The organism is Ruegeria sp. AH12 (assembly GCF_056541465.1).
In genome coordinates this window covers 110,394-126,164 of the sequence record NZ_JBQFYL010000005.1, presented here as the reverse complement: position 1 = coordinate 126,164, position 15,771 = coordinate 110,394, and the positions used below count along the sequence as shown (strand labels likewise).

Sequence of the window (15,771 nt, the reverse complement as noted above, 5' to 3'; positions counted from 1 at the left end):
CCTTACTCTGCCGCCAGTTCACCCGCTGGAACCAGAACCGCGTTGCGGGTCTCGTATTCCAGCGTGATCATCTGGCCGGTGTGATCTTCGAAGGACTGACCTAGGTTGGGCAGCGAGACTTTGATCTCTTTACCGCCATCGCCTTCGGTGAAGATGTTGAAGACATTGCCTTCAAATTCTTCGTGCTTCACCTGCGCGGTCACGAAATGATTGCCGGTGCTTCCTTCAGCCGCGATGGCAAACGCCTCGGGCCGGACAAACATCATTGCGTCGTCCCCCTCTTTCAGCTTGCCCTGATTTGCGGTCGAGATGCGCGCAACCAGATCGCCGGACCGGTTGGTCGCGATCATCGCCTCATTGCCCATGAGCTGCTTGATCTTACCACGGAACACATTGTTTTCGCCGACAAAAGAAGCCGCAAAAGCCGTGTTGGGATCGTTGTAAATGGTCTTGCCATCTGCGATCTGGTCGATCACTCCTGCGCGCATGACGGCGATATTGTCCGACATAGTCAGCGCTTCGCCTTGGTCATGAGTGATGTAGATAAAGGTAATGCCGACGCGCTGCTGAATTTCGCGCAGCTCCGTCCGCATATGTTGGCGCAGCTTCAGGTCCAGCGCCGAAAGCGGTTCGTCCAGCAGCAAAACATCAGGTTCCGCGCAAAGCGCGCGCGCGATGGCAACCCGTTGGCGCTGACCACCGGAAAGCTCACTTGGCAGCTTGTCGCCCTGCCCCGGCAGAGCAATCAAGTCCAGCAGCTCATCCGCGCGCTTGCGGCGTTCTGCGGCGCTGGCGCCTTTGATCTCCATCGAAAAGGTGATGTTCTCCCAGACTTTCATCAAGGGAAACAGCGCGAGGTTCTGAAAGATCAGAGCGGTCGGGCGCTTGTTCGGCCCGATGCCGCGCATGTCGTTGCCACCGATCAGAACCTTGCCTTCGCTGGGGTCCAAAAACCCCGAAACCGCGCGCAGGATCGTGGTCTTGCCACAGCCCGAGGGGCCAAGGAACGAAAAGAAATCGCCCCCGTTGATGTTCACATTGGCATCTCGTACGGCGACAAAATCGCCAAAACGGATCCACAGGTTTTCCAGATCTACTCCGACCCCTGCACTCATCTTAGATATCTCCGACTGGCGCGCATGATGCTCGCACCCTGATAGGGCCTGACGCGCCTTTATGGCGCTCAGGGGTTAGCCCCTCGCCGATTGGCGAGGGACCAGATGTGACGCGATCAGGCGCTTTTGAACTTGTTGACGAACTCGGTCCGCGTTTCCGCATACCAGGGTGCTTCGGCAGGCCAAGGGTTAAGGTTGGCCAGCGAGTCACCCGGATAGGCTTCTGCAAAGTTCTTCTTGTAGGTGTCACCCGAATACTGGTCGGCACCCAAAACAGGCGAGTTGTAGCCATGGCTGTCAATCGCAACGCCCGCCGGTTTCGCCTGATAGGCAAAGTCGATAAAGGCATAAACCTGTTCAACGTTCTGCGCACCCGTCGGCATCGAGATACCGTCAACCCAAGCCATCGCACCCTCGATCGGTGCCTGATAATGCACCGGCTCGCCTGCAGATTTCAGCGCCAGCGGCGGACCATCCCAGGTTTGGCCGACGACCACACCTTCGTTCAGCAGACCGTTCTTTTGGGTGTCGGCGTCGTTCCAGATCAGTTTGATCCGATCTTTGCGGGCAACACACCAGTCGGTGATCTGGCCCCAGACCTTGCGCATAGTGTCTTCGTCACCATAAGCCGCCCAGACTGAACCGGGCTCCATCTCGCCTGCGCGCTCCATGTAAAGACCTGCACCCAGCATCATCGAATGCGCGCGACCCATGGTTTTGCCTGCGTTCGCTTCGGACCAGACATCGCCGTAAGATGGCGCATCACCTTCTGGCAGCCACAGGTCGGTGCGGTAAGCGATACCTTCCGTTCCCCAGATATGCGGCAGCCAATGCGCACCGCTGTCGCCAAAGTTCCACGCATCCGTACCAATTTGCGCCATCGCCGGGTTCACCAGATCAACCGGCACCTTATTCATGTCGAATGGCTGCAGAAGTTCCAGCGGTTCCCACTGAAGCGAGCGGTTGTTAGTGGGCGACACGATGTCAAAGCCCTGACCTTTGGTGGCCTTCATCTTGTTGATGATTTCTTCGTTCGATCCGATACCGGTATAGTTCACTTTGATTCCGGTCAGCGTTTCAAACTCTTGAATGAAGCTGGGTGGCAGGTAGTCCGACCACATCAGAATGTTGATTTCGCCCGACGATGCGAGCGCAGTTTTGCTGTAAAGCGGGGCCGCCAAAGCAGCAGCGCCTGCGCCTTTCAACACCGTACGTCTGGAAAGATTTTTCCGATCGACCATTTTGTATCTCCCATGGTTAGTCGTTAGTTTTTTTGTTTTGATTGCAGGCCAGAACTTCACGGCAGAGCTGTCAGCTCAAAAGTGACAGTTGGAAATTTCAATAAGTCCAGTTTGCAACCCCGTCCTGCTTCTTTTGCTTCCGGGTACGAAAATACGCCGGACGGCCTCACCTTAGGCTGTGATTGTGAAAGGACCAACAAGATACTTATGTGTTGTGAAAAATGAGGGGTATTGCAGCCTTGATAAAGGTTTGGCGCTCGCATGGGCCATCCCACCATCACGCTATCTCTCAATATAAGTCCTTGAAAATAAATAATAAATATCAGATTGTGATCGTGCAGCGGCCAGACGCCTCGATCCGCACCGATTCTTCGAATCAATTAGCGCAAAAAGCGCTCAAGTGCGGTGACTCAATAGATCTTGGCAGCTTTAATGGGCACATGCTTGAAATCGACAGTGAAGGCGTGTGCCAACACCTCACTCCAATGCGCATGATCTGGCACTATAAAACTGCATCGGCACCCAAAATCAGCGCGCTGCTGGGATGCGTTGCAAGATCAGGCTGAATGCCGGCGCATCGACACGCCATTGTGGAACAGATGCACCTTTTCCGGTGCCGCAGTCACCGATACGGACTGACCACGCAAATTGCGCTGGACACCGGGTAGTTTGGCGATGACCGACTCAACCCCCTCGGATTTCTCGAAGTAAAGCAACGTCACCTCGCCCAGGGCTTCGGTGAAATCCACGGTTCCGGTCAGGATCGGAGAGTCCTCGGTCAGCACAAAATCTTCAGGACGAACGCCAATATTCACCTCGCGCCCTTCATCGCTGGCTTCGGTCGGGATCGACGAAACCGCAGTGCCGCCGGACGCCAGCGCGATGTTGGTGGTGGCCCCGGTGCCGGTGATCCGTCCCGGAAGCAGGTTCATCGAGGGCGATCCGATGAATTGCGCAACGAACTCGTTGTCCGGTGTCTCGTACAATTCCAAGGGCGTGCCGACCTGTGCAATGCCTTTGTTGGCCAGCACCACGATGCGGCTGGCCAATGTCATCGCCTCCACCTGATCATGGGTCACATAGATCATTGTGCTGTCTGGCATCGCCTCTTTCAGACGTGCGATTTCGATCCGGGTGGCTACGCGCAGAGCGGCATCGAGGTTCGAAAGCGGCTCGTCAAACAGATAGACCTTGGGGTCCCGCACAATCGCGCGGCCAATGGCAACGCGCTGGCGCTGGCCACCTGACAAAGCCTTGGGCAGACGATCCAGGAATGGTTCGAGCTGCAAAATCTGCGCGGCACGCTCGACCGAGGCATCAATCTCCGACGCAGGCATCTTGGCGATCTTCAGGGCAAAAGCCATGTTTTCGCGCACGGTCATATGCGGGTAAAGCGCGTAGCTTTGGAACACCATGGCAATGCCGCGCTGGGCAGGCGGAACATCGTTCATGACCTGCCCTTCAATTTCCAGCGTGCCGCCAGTGATTTTTTCCAACCCGGCGATCATCCGCAGCAGCGTTGATTTCCCACAGCCCGAAGGACCGACAAAGACAATCAGTTCACCTTGATCGATATCCAGATCGATATGTTTCAGGACATCAATGGGGCCATAGGATTTGGCAACATCCGTCAGTTTGAGTTCAGACATGGTTTATCCCTTTCCCCTGACCATCAGGCAGAATTGCGCGGCATCCAGCGTGATCTGGCCTTCTCCTACAACCGCACCCAGATCCTGACCAATGGCGTGCCAGTGGCCCTGAGGCAGCGAGATTTCCGCAGCCTCCGATCCCAGATTGAAGGCGCAAAACACCTGTTCAGTCTCATTTTCACGCAGGAAGGTCAGAACCGTTCTGGTCTGCTCCATCTGTGCCTGTTCACCGGTCGCCAGCGCCGGATGCGCTTGGCGCAAAGCAATGGCACGGCGATAATGGTTGAGCATCGATTGCGGATCAGCGTCTAACCGGTCGACAGCCTGTTCGGCCTGTGCAGCACTGACCGGCAACCAGGGCTCGCCTGCGCTGAACCCGGATTGCTCATCCTGTGACACCCAGACCATGGGTGTGCGGCAACCGTCACGCCCTTTGTATTCAGGCCAGAATTCGATGCCATACGGGTCTTGCAGCTTCTCGAACGGAACATCCGCTTCGTGCAGGCCCAACTCCTCGCCCTGATACAGGCAGGCCGAACCGCGCAAACACATCATGAGCACCGCATATTGCCGGGCGGCAGCGTCACTGAGGTCCCAGCGCGACGCATGGCGCGCAACATCGTGGTTCGAAAACGCCCAGCAGGGCCAGGCATCCCGCGCCTTTGCGGATAATTGGTCAAAAACCTGCTTGGCATAGCTTGCCGTCAGCACCCGTTTCTCAAGAAACTCGAACGCGTAGCACATGTGCATCCGCTTATCGCCGGTGGTGTATTCTCCCATAATCTCAAGCCCACGCTGCGCGTCGCCGATCTCACCCAGACAGGCACGGCCCTCGTATTCATTCGTCAAGGCGCGCAGGCGCTCCAGAAACGCGATGTTTTCCGGCTGGCTTTTGGAATACAGATGGTTTTGGTGATTATAGGGGTTTACGGCTGGCGCGATCGAGGCATTGCGTTGCTCGATCGAAAGGGCTGGGTTGTCCCGCAGGTCCTTGTCGTGAAAGTAAAAGTTGATCGTATCCAGACGGAATCCATCAACCCCCAGTTCCAACCAGAACCGCGCCATATCCAGCAGGGCATCCTGCACCTCACGGCAATGGAAATTCAGATCGGGCTGCGAACTCAGGAAATTATGCAGGTAATATTGCAGACGGCGAGAATCCCATTGCCAGGCCGAACCGCCAAAGATCGACAGCCAGTTGTTCGGCGGCGTCCCATCGGGCTTGGGGTCGGCCCAGACGAACCAATCGGATTTAGGATTGTCTCGGCTGGCACGGCTTTCACTGAACCAAGGGTGCTGATCCGACGTATGCGACAGGACCAGATCGATCATGACCTTCAGTCCCTTGGCATGCGCCTTGTCCAGAAGCTCCTGAAAATCGGCCAGAGTGCCAAACATCGGGTCCACGTCCCGATAGTCACTGACATCATAGCCAAAATCCTTCATCGGAGATTTGAAGAACGGCGATATCCAGATCGCATCCACGCCAAGCGATGCGATGTAATCGAGCCGTTGCGTGATGCCTTTCAGGTCGCCAATGCCATCGCCATTGCTATCCTGAAAGCTGCGCGGATAGATCTGATAGATCACCCCACCGCGCCACCACTCGGACGACACTTTGGTTGCTTTGGAAAGTTCTGTGGTGTTCTGCACGTTCATCAGACGCCTCTATTTGACAGATCCGGCCAACAGGCCCCGGACCAGGTATTTTTGCATTGCGAAGAAGACAGCCAGCGGAACGGCAATCGATACGAAGGCCGCCGTGGCAAGAATTTCCCAGTTACCGCCGCGCGTACCCAGCAGCTCGACGATGCGGTTGGTCATCACCGTTGTCTGACCGGATGAGTCGATCAGGAACACTTTGGCAACCAGCAGATCGTTCCATGTCCAGAGGAACTGGAAGATCGCAAAGGATGCCAGCGCTGGAAAGCTGAGCGGCAGGATGAGTTTGGTGAAGATCTGGAACTCCGTGGCCCCATCCACCCGCGCGTTTTCGATCAGATCGCGTGGCAATCCGGCCATGTAGTTACGCAACAGGTAGATCGCCAATGGCATCCCAAACCCGGTATGGGCCATCCAGACCCCCAGATATCCTTTGCCGATCCCGATATTGAGGTGCAGTTTCAGCAGCGGGATCAAAGCCAGCTGCAACGGCACCACCAACAGGCCAACAACGGCGGCGATCAACAATGCCCGCCCCGGGAAATCCATCCAAGCCAGCGCGTAAGCCGCAAAGGCCGCGACCAGGATTGGGATGATCGTCGCCGGTATCGTCACCGTCAACGTGTTAAAAAACGCCTTAGCCATGCTGTCGGAACTGTTCGCATTGAACAGAACATGGGCGTAATTCTCGGTCGTGAACTCGGGCGGCAGGGTGGTGGTTACAAACACTCGGGGACCGCGATTGCCAGAAAACTCCTCCGTGTTCTCCATCCGGTAGTCGCCGTTGGCCTGAACCGTGATCGTTCCGCCGCGGCGCAGCTCGGCCGTTTCGCCAGGGGCAAAGGCATCGATGGCCCGAGAGTTGACCCCCCATCTGCTGATGTCCGAGGCGCTTTCACCCTCAAAGACATTACCTTCGATTACATACATCCCGTCGGTTGAGACCTGCGCGTCTGGCCCGGCAGCGCGTAGAGTCAGGTTCTGTTCCGACGGAAACAAAGCCCGCCACCAGCCGCTGCTGGAAATCTGATCCCCCGTTCGGAACGACGAGATCAACAAGCCAAGCGTCGGGAACACCCAAAGCACGACAAGAAAGACTACCGAGGCATGTACAACCCAGCGAAGGGCTGGCCGGGTTCCTGCAATATCGCTCATATCCCCAACCTCCTACTGCATTTCTTTGCGCGCATTGCGCACGTTCCAGACAAGGATCGGAGTGACCAGCAACATGATCACCATGGCCGAGGCCGACCCCACGCCCCAGTCATTGGCGCGGAACATTTTGTCATACATGTAATTGGCCAGAACCTGCGTCTCCCACTGGCCGTTGGTCATGGCAAAAACGATGTCAAAGACCTTGAGAACCACGATTGTAATGGTGGTCCAGACAACCATAATCGTGGTTTTGATCTGCGGCACTTTGATCTTGAAGAAGATCTGGAACGGGTTGGCCCCGTCCAAAATGGCGGCCTCGATGGTCTCTTCCGGGATACCGCGCAGGGCGGCCGATAAGATTACCATGGCAAAGCCGGTTTGAATCCAGACCAGAACGACCATCAAGAAGAAGTTGTTCCAGAACGGAAGCGTCAGCCAAGTGTGCGTCTCGGTTCCGCCGAAGAAGATATAGATCGCGTTCAGAACGCCGATCTGATCCTGATCGATGGGCCGCGCATCGTAGACCAGTTTCCAGATCACCGATGCCCCAACGAATGAAATTGCCATCGGCATGAAGATCAGCGATTTGGCGACATTGCCCCAGCGGATGCGGTCGGTCAGCTGCGCAACCAGCAGGCCAAAGGCAGTGGACATCGCGGGCACCACAATCAGCCATAGCATGTTGTTGCGCATCGCCTCCCAGAATTTGGGTTCGGCAACCATTTGCACGTAGTTATCGAATCCGGCCCACACATAACCGCCACCCGCAACGCGGTCAGTCAGCGACAGACGTAGTGTCTCGACGACCGGATAGGCCAGATACACACCCAGCGCGAGCAAGGCGGGCAACAGAAACAGCCAGGGCCGGATCATGTTGGCGCGGTTGATATTGCGCCCTGCATTTGGGCCACGCGCTGGAAACAGAAATTTGTCCAGCACCTGATTGGATAGGTAGAAGTAGCCCACACATCCCGATACACCAATGGCGATCGTCAGCAGGCCTTGAATTGCCGGATGCATGCTATCCTCCCTCGCGGCGACAGGCATGGGCACCCCGGCGTGCGGGATGCCCAAAGGGTTGTCAGATTACTTGATGGCATCCCAGGAGGACTGAATCTCACCCGTGACCTCTTCGGCGGATTTGCCACCGGTGTAGTCAACCATGCCGGTCCAGAACGTGCCCGCACCAACAGCACCTGGCATAAGGTCCGACCCGTCAAAACGGAACGTGGTCGCGCCCAGCAGGATGTCGCCGAGACCGCGCAGCGTGTCATCCTTATAAGCTTCGGTATTGACGCCTTTATGCGGTGTCAGGAAGCCGGTCTGCGCCATCATGATCTCATGCGCGATAGGTTGTTTGAGGAACTCCATGAACGCCGTCGTCGCGTCGGAGGGATTGCTCACAGCCATCAATGTACCGCCACCCAGAACCGGGTTACCCAAGTCCTTATCGGCAAAGGCCGGCATATAGAAGAAATCTGCATCCAGACCGAACTCGACATCTTCCGGGAAGAAGGCCGGAACGAAGGACGCTTGACGATGCATGTAGCATTCAGGCGGTGAGGCAAACATGCCCTTGGGGCTGTCGCGGAAATCGGTAGAGGCAACTGCACCTGCACCGCCGGAGACTTTGGCATCATCGCGCGCAAACCAACCGAATTCGTCAATTGCCGCAATGACACGTGGGTCGTTGAACGGAATCTCGTTGGTGACCCACTGGTCATAAACCTCGGGCGGCTGGGTGCGCAGCATCATATCCTCGACCCAGTCGGTCGCAGGCCAACCGGTTGCGGCACCCGACCCAAGGCCGATACACCACGGCGTTTCACCATCGGCGACGATCTGTTCAGTCAGAGCCTTGAGCTCTTCCATCGTCGTCGGCACTTCATATCCGGCATCCTCGAAGTTCTCGGGGTTGTACCAAACCAGAGACTTGACGTTCACATTGTAGAAGAAGCCGTACATCTGGTCGTTGCCGTCAGCGTCTTTGTAGGTGCCCAGATCAACCCAGGAATCACCTGCGGCGTAGTTGTCACCAACCCAGGCAGCCATGTCTTCGCCCAGTGGAGACAGCTGTCCTTTCGACGCCATGATCGAGGCCAGACCAGGCTGCGGGAATACGGCAACATTGGGGGCCGAACCAGCCTCGGCATCGATGACGATTTGCTGCTCGAAACTGTCCGAGCCGGTATAGATCACATCCGCGCCTGTGGCCGCCTCGAAATAGGCGGTCATGTTGTTGAAGTAGCCATCTTCTGGCGTAAGCCAGGGCCCCGCAACAGTAACGGTCTGGCCGCTCAGGTCCGGCGCTGTTTCCGCCCAGGCATTGTAGCTGTCCCAATTGAACGGGCCTTCACCCGGCGTGAATGCCAGATCAGCCTGCGCCAATCCCGTCCCCGCACTCAGCGCCAATGCCGCAGCACTGGCGTAAAACGACTTCTTCATGATGTCCTCCCACAGCTTATCAAGCTTTTAGTTGTTCGGGCCCGACCCGATCCGCGACGTACCTGCCACGCGTTCCGACGCGAGAATCACGGCAATATAGCTTACTACCGCAATCCAAAGCGCTTTGGATAGGTGTAAAGTTGCGCGTTTGCGCGTCAAAGTCAACGATTCCGAATACTCTTGGATTTATCACTCATTAATCTTTACTTTTATGGCTCTTTTTATGAGTATGGCGAAACGCAAAAGATGAGTTCAAAGAATTCAAAGCGCTTGCAGTATATGAGCACCTTATGACGCTAAAAGAACTTTCGGATATGCTTGGGTTGTCGCCGACCACCGTCAGTCGCGCGCTAAACGGCTATCCGGAAGTGAATGAGACCACGCGCGCGCGCGTTCAGGCAGCAGCTGCCAAACATGGCTATCGTCCAAACAGCCGCGCCAAGGGCTTGGCGACAGGCAAATCCATGGTCATCGGTCATGTGATCCCCAGCTCGTCCCAGCACGAGATGGTGAACCCCATCTTTGGGGATTTCGTTGCTGGTGCCGTGAAAACATATACCGAGCATGGCTATGACATGATGTTCACCAACGCCGATGACACCTCGATCGAAGAAGCCTATCGCAGCCTGTTCCAGCGCGGTGCAGTTGATGGCGTGGTTCTGCAGGGCCCCAAAGTGAACGAGCATCGAATCTCGGTACTCAGCAAGATGTCAGTTCCGTTCATTGTGCATGGCCGTTCGACGGGTGTTGACCTGCCCTATGACTGGATTGATGTGAACAACAAAAGCTCGTTCCTGCGGGCGACCCAATTCCTGCTGGATCTGGGCCATCGGCGCATCGCATTGATCAACGGCCTTGAAGACATGGATTTCGCCCAGCGCCGCCGTGATGGCTATCTTGCTGCATTGGCGCAGGCAGGGATCGCACCTGAACCTAGTCTGATGCGCAGCGCCGAAATGACCGAAGTCTATGGTCACCACGAAACACGTACGATGCTTGCCCTTGACGATCCACCAACCGCAATCCTGATTTCTTCGATGATTTCTGCTATCGGCGTTCGGCGCGCGATTGACGAAGCGGGCTTGCAAATGGGGCGCGATGTATCCGTCATCGCCCATGACGATGACCTGTCCTATCTCAAGAATGGACAGGATGTTCCGATCTTTACCGCCACCCGCTCCTCTGTTCGCAAGGCCGGAGAGATAGCGGCCAATATGCTGATCGAACGCATCAAATCCCCGGATGCGCCGACCAAAACTAGATTGCTGGAAGCTGAACTGGTAGTAGGCAGATCAACAGGCCCGGCGCCCAACAGGTACTAGCAATGAAATATACTCGTTCTGACTTTCCCAAAGACTTCCTCTTTGGTGTGGCAACCTCTGCTTATCAGATCGAAGGCCACGCCCAAGGCGGGGCCGGTCAGACCCATTGGGATACCTTCGCCGCCTCGCCCGGCAATGTCGTGCGGCAGGAAAACGGTGATCTGGCCTGCGATCATCTGAACAGGTTTCCGGAAGATTTCGATCTGGTGCGCGAGGCTGGTTTCGATTGCTACCGCTTTTCCACCAGCTGGGCTCGGGTGCTGCCCGATGGGCGCGGCTCGGTGAACCAATCCGGGCTGGACTATTACGACCGCCTCACCGATGCCTTGCTAGAGCGCAATATCCGCCCCTGTGCCACGCTTTATCACTGGGAATTGCCCTCGGCCCTTGCTGATCTTGGCGGCTGGCGCAACCGCGATATCGCAGGGTGGTTTGCAGATTTTACCGAGATCATCATGGGCCGGATCGGGGACCGCATGTATAGCGTCGCCCCCATCAACGAGCCCTGGTGCGTCAGCTGGCTGAGCCATTTCGAAGGCCACCATGCCCCCGGCATGCGCGATATCCGAGCTGCTGCGCGCGCCATGCATCACGTGCTGCTGGCCCATGGCCGCGCCATTCAGGCGATGCGCGGGCTTGGAATGTCCAATCTCGGTGCGGTGTTCAATCTTGAATGGGCCGAACCCGCCGATGACAGCCCCGAGGCCCGCAAGGCCGCGGATCTGTATGATGGGATTTATAACCGGTTCTTTCTGGGCGGTGCGTTCAAGAAGGCTTATCCGGCGAATGTTCTGGAGGGGCTCGCGACTCATTTGCCGACGGGTTGGCAGGACGACTTTGACACCATCGGCGCACCTGTCGATTGGTGCGGGCTGAACTATTACACCCGTAAGCTGATTGCCCCGTCTGATACCGCCTGGCCCAGCCTGAAAGAGGTTCCCGGACCTTTGCCCAAAACCCAAATGGACTGGGAGATCGAGCCAACTGCCCTCACCCGCTTTTTGACCCGAACGGCGCAGGAATACACTGGCGACCTTCCCCTATTTGTGACCGAAAACGGCATGGCCAGTCCTAAACGGGATCAGGACGATGATCGAATCGATTACCTAAACCAGCACCTTGCGGCCGTTCAGGATGCGTTGGATCAGGGCGTCCCGGTCAAAGGCTATTTTGTCTGGTCTCTTCTCGACAATTACGAATGGGCTTTTGGGTATGAGAAGCGGTTCGGTCTGGTCGATGTGGACTTCGAGACGCTGGAGCGTAAACCCAAAGCCTCATATCTCGCCCTAAAAGCCGCGCTGGCCAAAGGGAACCCTGTTGCCCTGCCACTCGCGCAGCCAGCAGGGGCAGTCCACGAGCATTGGAACCTGGTGGCCGATATCGGTGGCACCAATACCCGGCTTGGGGTTGTCGAGAACTGTGCGTTGACTGAATTGCGCAAACATCCAACCGGCTCCTTGTCCGACTTACTTAACGCATTTCACAGTTTGCGAGATGACGTCGGAACTGATCCTCAGGCAGTTGTTGCCGCAGGTGCAGGCCCGGTTCAGGCTGGCGTGATTCAACTGACAAACGCAAATCTGGACTTGTCCGAGGCTGAGCTGGCCGAAGCCACCGGTGCCCGGCACACTTATGTCATCAACGACTTCACCGCCGCAGCATGGTCGGTGGCCGAGGTTACGTCCAATGATGTAACCGTCTTGCAGGGGGCGCCCACGCCGCCACTCGGCACGCGGCTGGTGGTTGGACCCGGAACCGGGCTGGGCGTCGGGGCGTTGCTGTATTCCGAAGGGCATTATCACACCGTCTCGGGCGAAGGAGGCCATGTCGGCCTTGCGCCGCGCCACCGGGATGAGGTTGATATCTTTGACGCGGCCAGGCGTATCGCGCCCGAGTGTTTCTTTGGCGACAGCCTGAGTTTGGAAGCTGAGATGTTCCTCAGCGGCACCGGACTACCGATCTTGTACCAAGCAGTGGCAATGGCGGCCGGTCAAACCAATATCTCCGCGCGCCCGGCGCGGGATATCCTGCAGGATGCGCGATCCGGCACTGATCTGCACGCGGTTCAAACCGCATCGCTGTTCACAACGCATCTGGGCGCTTTGCTAGGGGATATGGCAGTCACATTGATGCCAATAGGCGGCGTCTTTCTGGTCGGTGGCGTGGCGGAAAAAAACCGCTGGCTGTTCGGGGACAGTTTTCTGGATGCCTTCAACAATGGTGGCCGGTTCAGCGAGCTGCGGCGCGGAATGGATCTCTATGTCTCCGAACAGGTCGAATTTGGCATTGTTGGCGCTAACAACTTCTGCAAAAATGCGCTCATGCGGTAGAACCGCCTGACAATTCTCAATGAAGGGACGCGGGATGATCCTGTGCTGCGGAGAAGCGCTGATCGATATGATCACCGAGCCTACAGTCTCGGGTGCCCAAGGGTATGTACCCCATTCTGGAGGTGCAATTTTCAACACGGCGATCGCGTTGGGGAGATTGGGCGCGCCTGTTGGTATGTTGACCGGCCTGTCGTCCGATATGTTTGGTGAACAATTGGCAGATACGCTGAAAGCGAGCCATGTGGACACCTCCCATGTGATCACCAGCGACCGCCCCACCACGTTGGCGTTTGTGAAACTGGTCGATGGTCATGCATCGTACAACTTCGTGGATGAGAACACTGCCGGGCGCATGCTTCAGCCTGAGGATATGCCCGACCAACTGCCCGCCATCTCGACCCTGTATCTAGGCGGTATCAGTCTTGCCTGCGAACCCTGCGCCGATGCTTATGCTGCCCTGCTAAACCATCACGGGACGGATCGAGCGGTGATGTTGGACCCCAACATCCGACCGGGATTTATCCAGGATCAGACCAGATACCGCACCCGTTTGAATGCCATGATTGCGCAGACCGATATACTCAAAGTCTCGGATGAGGATCTGGACTGGATCATTCCGGGGCCCGAAACCCATGCGGAAAAGGTGCCTTTGTTGCTGCAAGCCGGACCTGCGGTTGTGATTGTTACACGTGGGAGCCAAGGGGCTTCGGGTTATCTACGCGATGGCTCGGAGACCACGATACCGGTTAAAGCAGTTCAGGTCGTCGATACAGTGGGGGCGGGTGATACGTTCAACGCCGGTGTGCTGGCCGAACTTCACCGTTCCGGACATCTGACCAAACCCGGGCTGCGCGATCTGACAAAAGAAAGCCTGCGCGCCGCTTTAGCGTTGGGTGCAGATGTTGCAGCAGTCACCGTGTCGCGTGCCGGGGCCAACCCACCCTGGGCGCACGAGCTCTAGCCCCAAAAAGGGAAGTCACATGAAACGTTCCGACATCAACCGCGTCAAGACCGATGCACAGGCCTTTATCCAGTCTTTCGGGTTCATCCTGCCCCCCTTTGCCAACTGGTCTCCGGATCAGATGCGCAGCGCCAAGGCCGACACGATCCGCGCCCGGGGACTGGGATGGGACATCACCGATTACGGGCAAGGCAAATTTGATGAGCTTGGCCTGTTCCTGTTCACCCTGCGCAATGGAGATGAGAACGATCTGAGCCACGGTCGCGGGATGCTTTACGCAGAAAAACTGCTGATCTCGCGCGACAAGCAGCTATCGCCGATGCATCGCCATATCGTCAAAGCCGAAGATATCATCAACCGGGGCGGCGGCGATCTGGTGATGGAGATCTATGCCTCGAACCCCGACGGCAGCGTCGACCGAGACACACCGGTTGTGGTTCCCAGCGATGGATGCGATATCACCATCGCTCCGGGCGAATTGCTGCGCCTGAAACCCGGCGAAAGCGTAACCCTGATGCCCGGCATCTGGCACGCCTTCTGGGCCGAGCGCGGGGATTGCCTGATCGGCGAGGTCTCAACCGTAAACGACGACCGCACCGATAACGTGTTTGAACAATCCATCCCCCGCTTTGCCACGATCGAAGAAGATACCGAGGCCGAATTCCTGTTGGTTGCGGATTACTGATCTGATCCGGCAGCGGTGGCCTGAAAAGCAACAACCGGCCCCAGCATTGGGGCAGGAAACTTCCCTGTTGCATTATCCGAGTATTTTTGTCAGTTACTGGCTGACCTAGTCAGATCCCTTGGAATCACGCCCGGTCCGGATCAGCGACCACAAGGGGTGTATTCAATGGCAAATTCACTTGCAGATCTTCTGGCCATGGATGCTGTCGCAAGCCGTCATGGCTGCGCGCTCAAGCCAAAACTACGGCAAGCGATTGAGGCTGATCTACGGCTTCCAGCCCGTGCATCTACGACGCAGTCTGACCAACCCATAGATCAGAACAACCTGCCAAAAAACGTTCACAGCCTTACCTGTTGTGTCGCAAAACAGGGGAGGAAATACGCATGACACCCCCTGAAAACAAGTCGATCCGCCCACTGGTCCAATTCGAATTTGATGATTTCGAGCGCGGGCTCCTGCCTGTGATGCGCCATTTCATTCAAAGTTTTGCAGAGCCCGATACGCAATCCTGGCAATTTGCGTATTCTACCGCCATCGAGCGGTGGGGCGTGGATCAGGGTCTGACCTTGGCCCATCTGGTCTACAAGATCATCAAGGCCACGCTTTACAGCCGCCCCTACGGATTGGCGTTCAACGACCCGCTCTGCGTCGAAAGCCGCAACCATTTCACCAGTGATGAACTGGCGTTGATGCGTATGCTGCATCACATGCGGCGCGACGAAACACCAGCCGCCCGAGATGCCGCTGGGTTGCTTTCTGGCGGGTATCCGGATGCCCATGTCGTGCAAGCGGGCCTGACACTTGCCAACCGGTTCCCAACAGATGCCGCGCGTCGCGAGCGCATCAATAGCAGACCCGTTCTTCGGGTCGTACGATAGTGCTCGGTCGTAAACGACGATACTTGACAAGCATATCTTCACCAGAATAGCTGACCTGTGATGGTTCCCGCTACTTTGATTGCGGGATGAAAATGGGAATACGGTGCGGCCCCCGAAATATCGGAACAGGCCAAGTCCGTGACTGCCCCCGCAACTGTAAGCGGAGAGCGACGCCAAATCACCACTGGCCCGAGCAGGCCGGGAAGGTTGGCCAAGCAACGACCCGCAAGTCAGGAGACCTGCCATCACCAGTGAAACCAACCCGGGACGGGGCGTCCTGGAAGGAGGATTGATGGCACATATGCGTCCTATCGGGACTGGCACTTTC

13 protein-coding genes, 1 pseudogene and 1 riboswitch are annotated in these 15,771 nt (G+C 56.8%); of the genes and pseudogenes, 7 read left to right on the top strand and 7 right to left on the bottom strand.

From position 1 onward, the window contains the following. Positions 1-2 precede the first annotated feature (2 nt). Complete coding sequence (locus tag ACR0EL_RS10805) at positions 3-1,115, bottom strand: ABC transporter ATP-binding protein (protein WP_480499866.1); 1,113 nt, start codon at positions 1,113-1,115, stop codon at positions 3-5. A 116-nt stretch (positions 1,116-1,231) separates the two neighbouring features. Continuing rightward, positions 1,232-2,356, bottom strand: coding sequence for an extracellular solute-binding protein (locus ACR0EL_RS10800; protein WP_480499864.1), 1,125 nt, complete (start codon positions 2,354-2,356; stop codon positions 1,232-1,234). A gap of 221 nt (positions 2,357-2,577) precedes the next feature. Here ACR0EL_RS10800 and ACR0EL_RS10795 point away from each other — a divergent pair, with 221 nt between their 5' ends. Continuing rightward, positions 2,578-2,922 carry a hypothetical protein gene (locus ACR0EL_RS10795; RefSeq protein ID WP_480499863.1) on the top strand — a complete coding sequence of 115 codons (345 nt, stop codon included), beginning with the start codon at positions 2,578-2,580 and terminating at the stop codon, positions 2,920-2,922. Here ACR0EL_RS10795 and ACR0EL_RS10790 read toward each other — a convergent pair. From ACR0EL_RS10790 to ACR0EL_RS10770, 5 genes are all read right to left on the bottom strand, one after another. After that, complete coding sequence (locus ACR0EL_RS10790; RefSeq protein WP_480499862.1) at positions 2,914-4,005, bottom strand: ABC transporter ATP-binding protein; 1,092 nt, start codon at positions 4,003-4,005, stop codon at positions 2,914-2,916. The two genes, ACR0EL_RS10795 and ACR0EL_RS10790, sit on opposite strands and share 9 nt — an antisense overlap. Before the next feature lie 3 nt (positions 4,006-4,008). Next, positions 4,009-5,664, bottom strand: a complete 1,656-nt coding sequence (locus ACR0EL_RS10785; protein WP_480499861.1) for an alpha-glucosidase — start codon at positions 5,662-5,664, stop codon at positions 4,009-4,011. A 9-nt stretch (positions 5,665-5,673) separates the two neighbouring features. Continuing rightward, complete coding sequence (locus ACR0EL_RS10780; RefSeq protein WP_480499860.1) at positions 5,674-6,822, bottom strand: carbohydrate ABC transporter permease; 1,149 nt, start codon at positions 6,820-6,822, stop codon at positions 5,674-5,676. Between the two features lie 12 nt (positions 6,823-6,834). Next, positions 6,835-7,842 carry a carbohydrate ABC transporter permease gene (locus ACR0EL_RS10775; RefSeq protein WP_480499858.1) on the bottom strand — a complete coding sequence of 336 codons (1,008 nt, stop codon included), beginning with the start codon at positions 7,840-7,842 and terminating at the stop codon, positions 6,835-6,837. A 66-nt stretch (positions 7,843-7,908) separates the two neighbouring features. Further along, complete coding sequence (locus tag ACR0EL_RS10770; protein WP_480499857.1) at positions 7,909-9,267, bottom strand: ABC transporter substrate-binding protein; 1,359 nt, start codon at positions 9,265-9,267, stop codon at positions 7,909-7,911. A gap of 290 nt (positions 9,268-9,557) precedes the next feature. Here ACR0EL_RS10770 and ACR0EL_RS10765 point away from each other — a divergent pair, with 290 nt between their 5' ends. The 6 genes and pseudogenes from ACR0EL_RS10765 to ACR0EL_RS10740 all read left to right on the top strand — a co-directional run bounded on the left by ACR0EL_RS10765 (position 9,558) and on the right by ACR0EL_RS10740 (position 15,443). Beyond that, the gene (locus ACR0EL_RS10765) at positions 9,558-10,589 is read left to right on the top strand and encodes a LacI family DNA-binding transcriptional regulator (RefSeq protein ID WP_480499856.1); all 1,032 of its coding nucleotides are present in this window, start codon (positions 9,558-9,560) and stop codon (positions 10,587-10,589) included. Positions 10,590-10,591: 2 nt separating this feature from the next. Continuing rightward, positions 10,592-11,896: pseudogene (locus tag ACR0EL_RS10760) on the top strand (GH1 family beta-glucosidase); the annotation flags it as partial. A gap of 63 nt (positions 11,897-11,959) precedes the next feature. After that, complete coding sequence (locus ACR0EL_RS10755; RefSeq protein ID WP_480499969.1) at positions 11,960-12,919, top strand: glucokinase; 960 nt, start codon at positions 11,960-11,962, stop codon at positions 12,917-12,919. A gap of 34 nt (positions 12,920-12,953) precedes the next feature. Continuing rightward, a complete protein-coding gene (locus ACR0EL_RS10750; protein WP_480499968.1) occupies positions 12,954-13,880 on the top strand; it encodes a carbohydrate kinase family protein in 927 nt (308 codons plus the stop codon). A 19-nt stretch (positions 13,881-13,899) separates the two neighbouring features. Continuing rightward, positions 13,900-14,565, top strand: coding sequence for a D-lyxose/D-mannose family sugar isomerase (locus tag ACR0EL_RS10745; RefSeq protein ID WP_480499855.1), 666 nt, complete (start codon positions 13,900-13,902; stop codon positions 14,563-14,565). Positions 14,566-14,948: 383 nt separating this feature from the next. Further along, positions 14,949-15,443, top strand: coding sequence for a hypothetical protein (locus tag ACR0EL_RS10740; protein ID WP_480499854.1), 495 nt, complete (start codon positions 14,949-14,951; stop codon positions 15,441-15,443). Between the two features lie 44 nt (positions 15,444-15,487). Further along, positions 15,488-15,704, top strand: a riboswitch (cobalamin riboswitch). Positions 15,705-15,771 lie beyond the last annotated feature (67 nt).

Bases quoted from the DNA above. Each gene is read 5' to 3' on its own strand.
- ACR0EL_RS10795 (WP_480499863.1), top strand. From the start codon at position 2,578: ATGAGGGGTATTGCAGCCTTGATAAAGGTTTGGCGCTCGCATGGGCCA.
- ACR0EL_RS10770 (WP_480499857.1), bottom strand. From the start codon at position 9,267: ATGAAGAAGTCGTTTTACGCCAGTGCTGCGGCATTGGCGCTGAGTGCG.
- ACR0EL_RS10745 (WP_480499855.1), top strand. From the start codon at position 13,900: ATGAAACGTTCCGACATCAACCGCGTCAAGACCGATGCACAGGCCTTT.
- ACR0EL_RS10800 (WP_480499864.1), bottom strand. From the start codon at position 2,356: ATGGTCGATCGGAAAAATCTTTCCAGACGTACGGTGTTGAAAGGCGCA.
- ACR0EL_RS10790 (WP_480499862.1), bottom strand. From the start codon at position 4,005: ATGTCTGAACTCAAACTGACGGATGTTGCCAAATCCTATGGCCCCATT.
- ACR0EL_RS10765 (WP_480499856.1), top strand. From the start codon at position 9,558: ATGACGCTAAAAGAACTTTCGGATATGCTTGGGTTGTCGCCGACCACC.
- ACR0EL_RS10780 (WP_480499860.1), bottom strand. From the start codon at position 6,822: ATGAGCGATATTGCAGGAACCCGGCCAGCCCTTCGCTGGGTTGTACAT.
- ACR0EL_RS10750 (WP_480499968.1), top strand. From the start codon at position 12,954: ATGATCCTGTGCTGCGGAGAAGCGCTGATCGATATGATCACCGAGCCT.
- ACR0EL_RS10740 (WP_480499854.1), top strand. From the start codon at position 14,949: ATGACACCCCCTGAAAACAAGTCGATCCGCCCACTGGTCCAATTCGAA.
- ACR0EL_RS10785 (WP_480499861.1), bottom strand. From the start codon at position 5,664: ATGAACGTGCAGAACACCACAGAACTTTCCAAAGCAACCAAAGTGTCG.
- ACR0EL_RS10775 (WP_480499858.1), bottom strand. From the start codon at position 7,842: ATGCATCCGGCAATTCAAGGCCTGCTGACGATCGCCATTGGTGTATCG.
- ACR0EL_RS10805 (WP_480499866.1), bottom strand. From the start codon at position 1,115: ATGAGTGCAGGGGTCGGAGTAGATCTGGAAAACCTGTGGATCCGTTTT.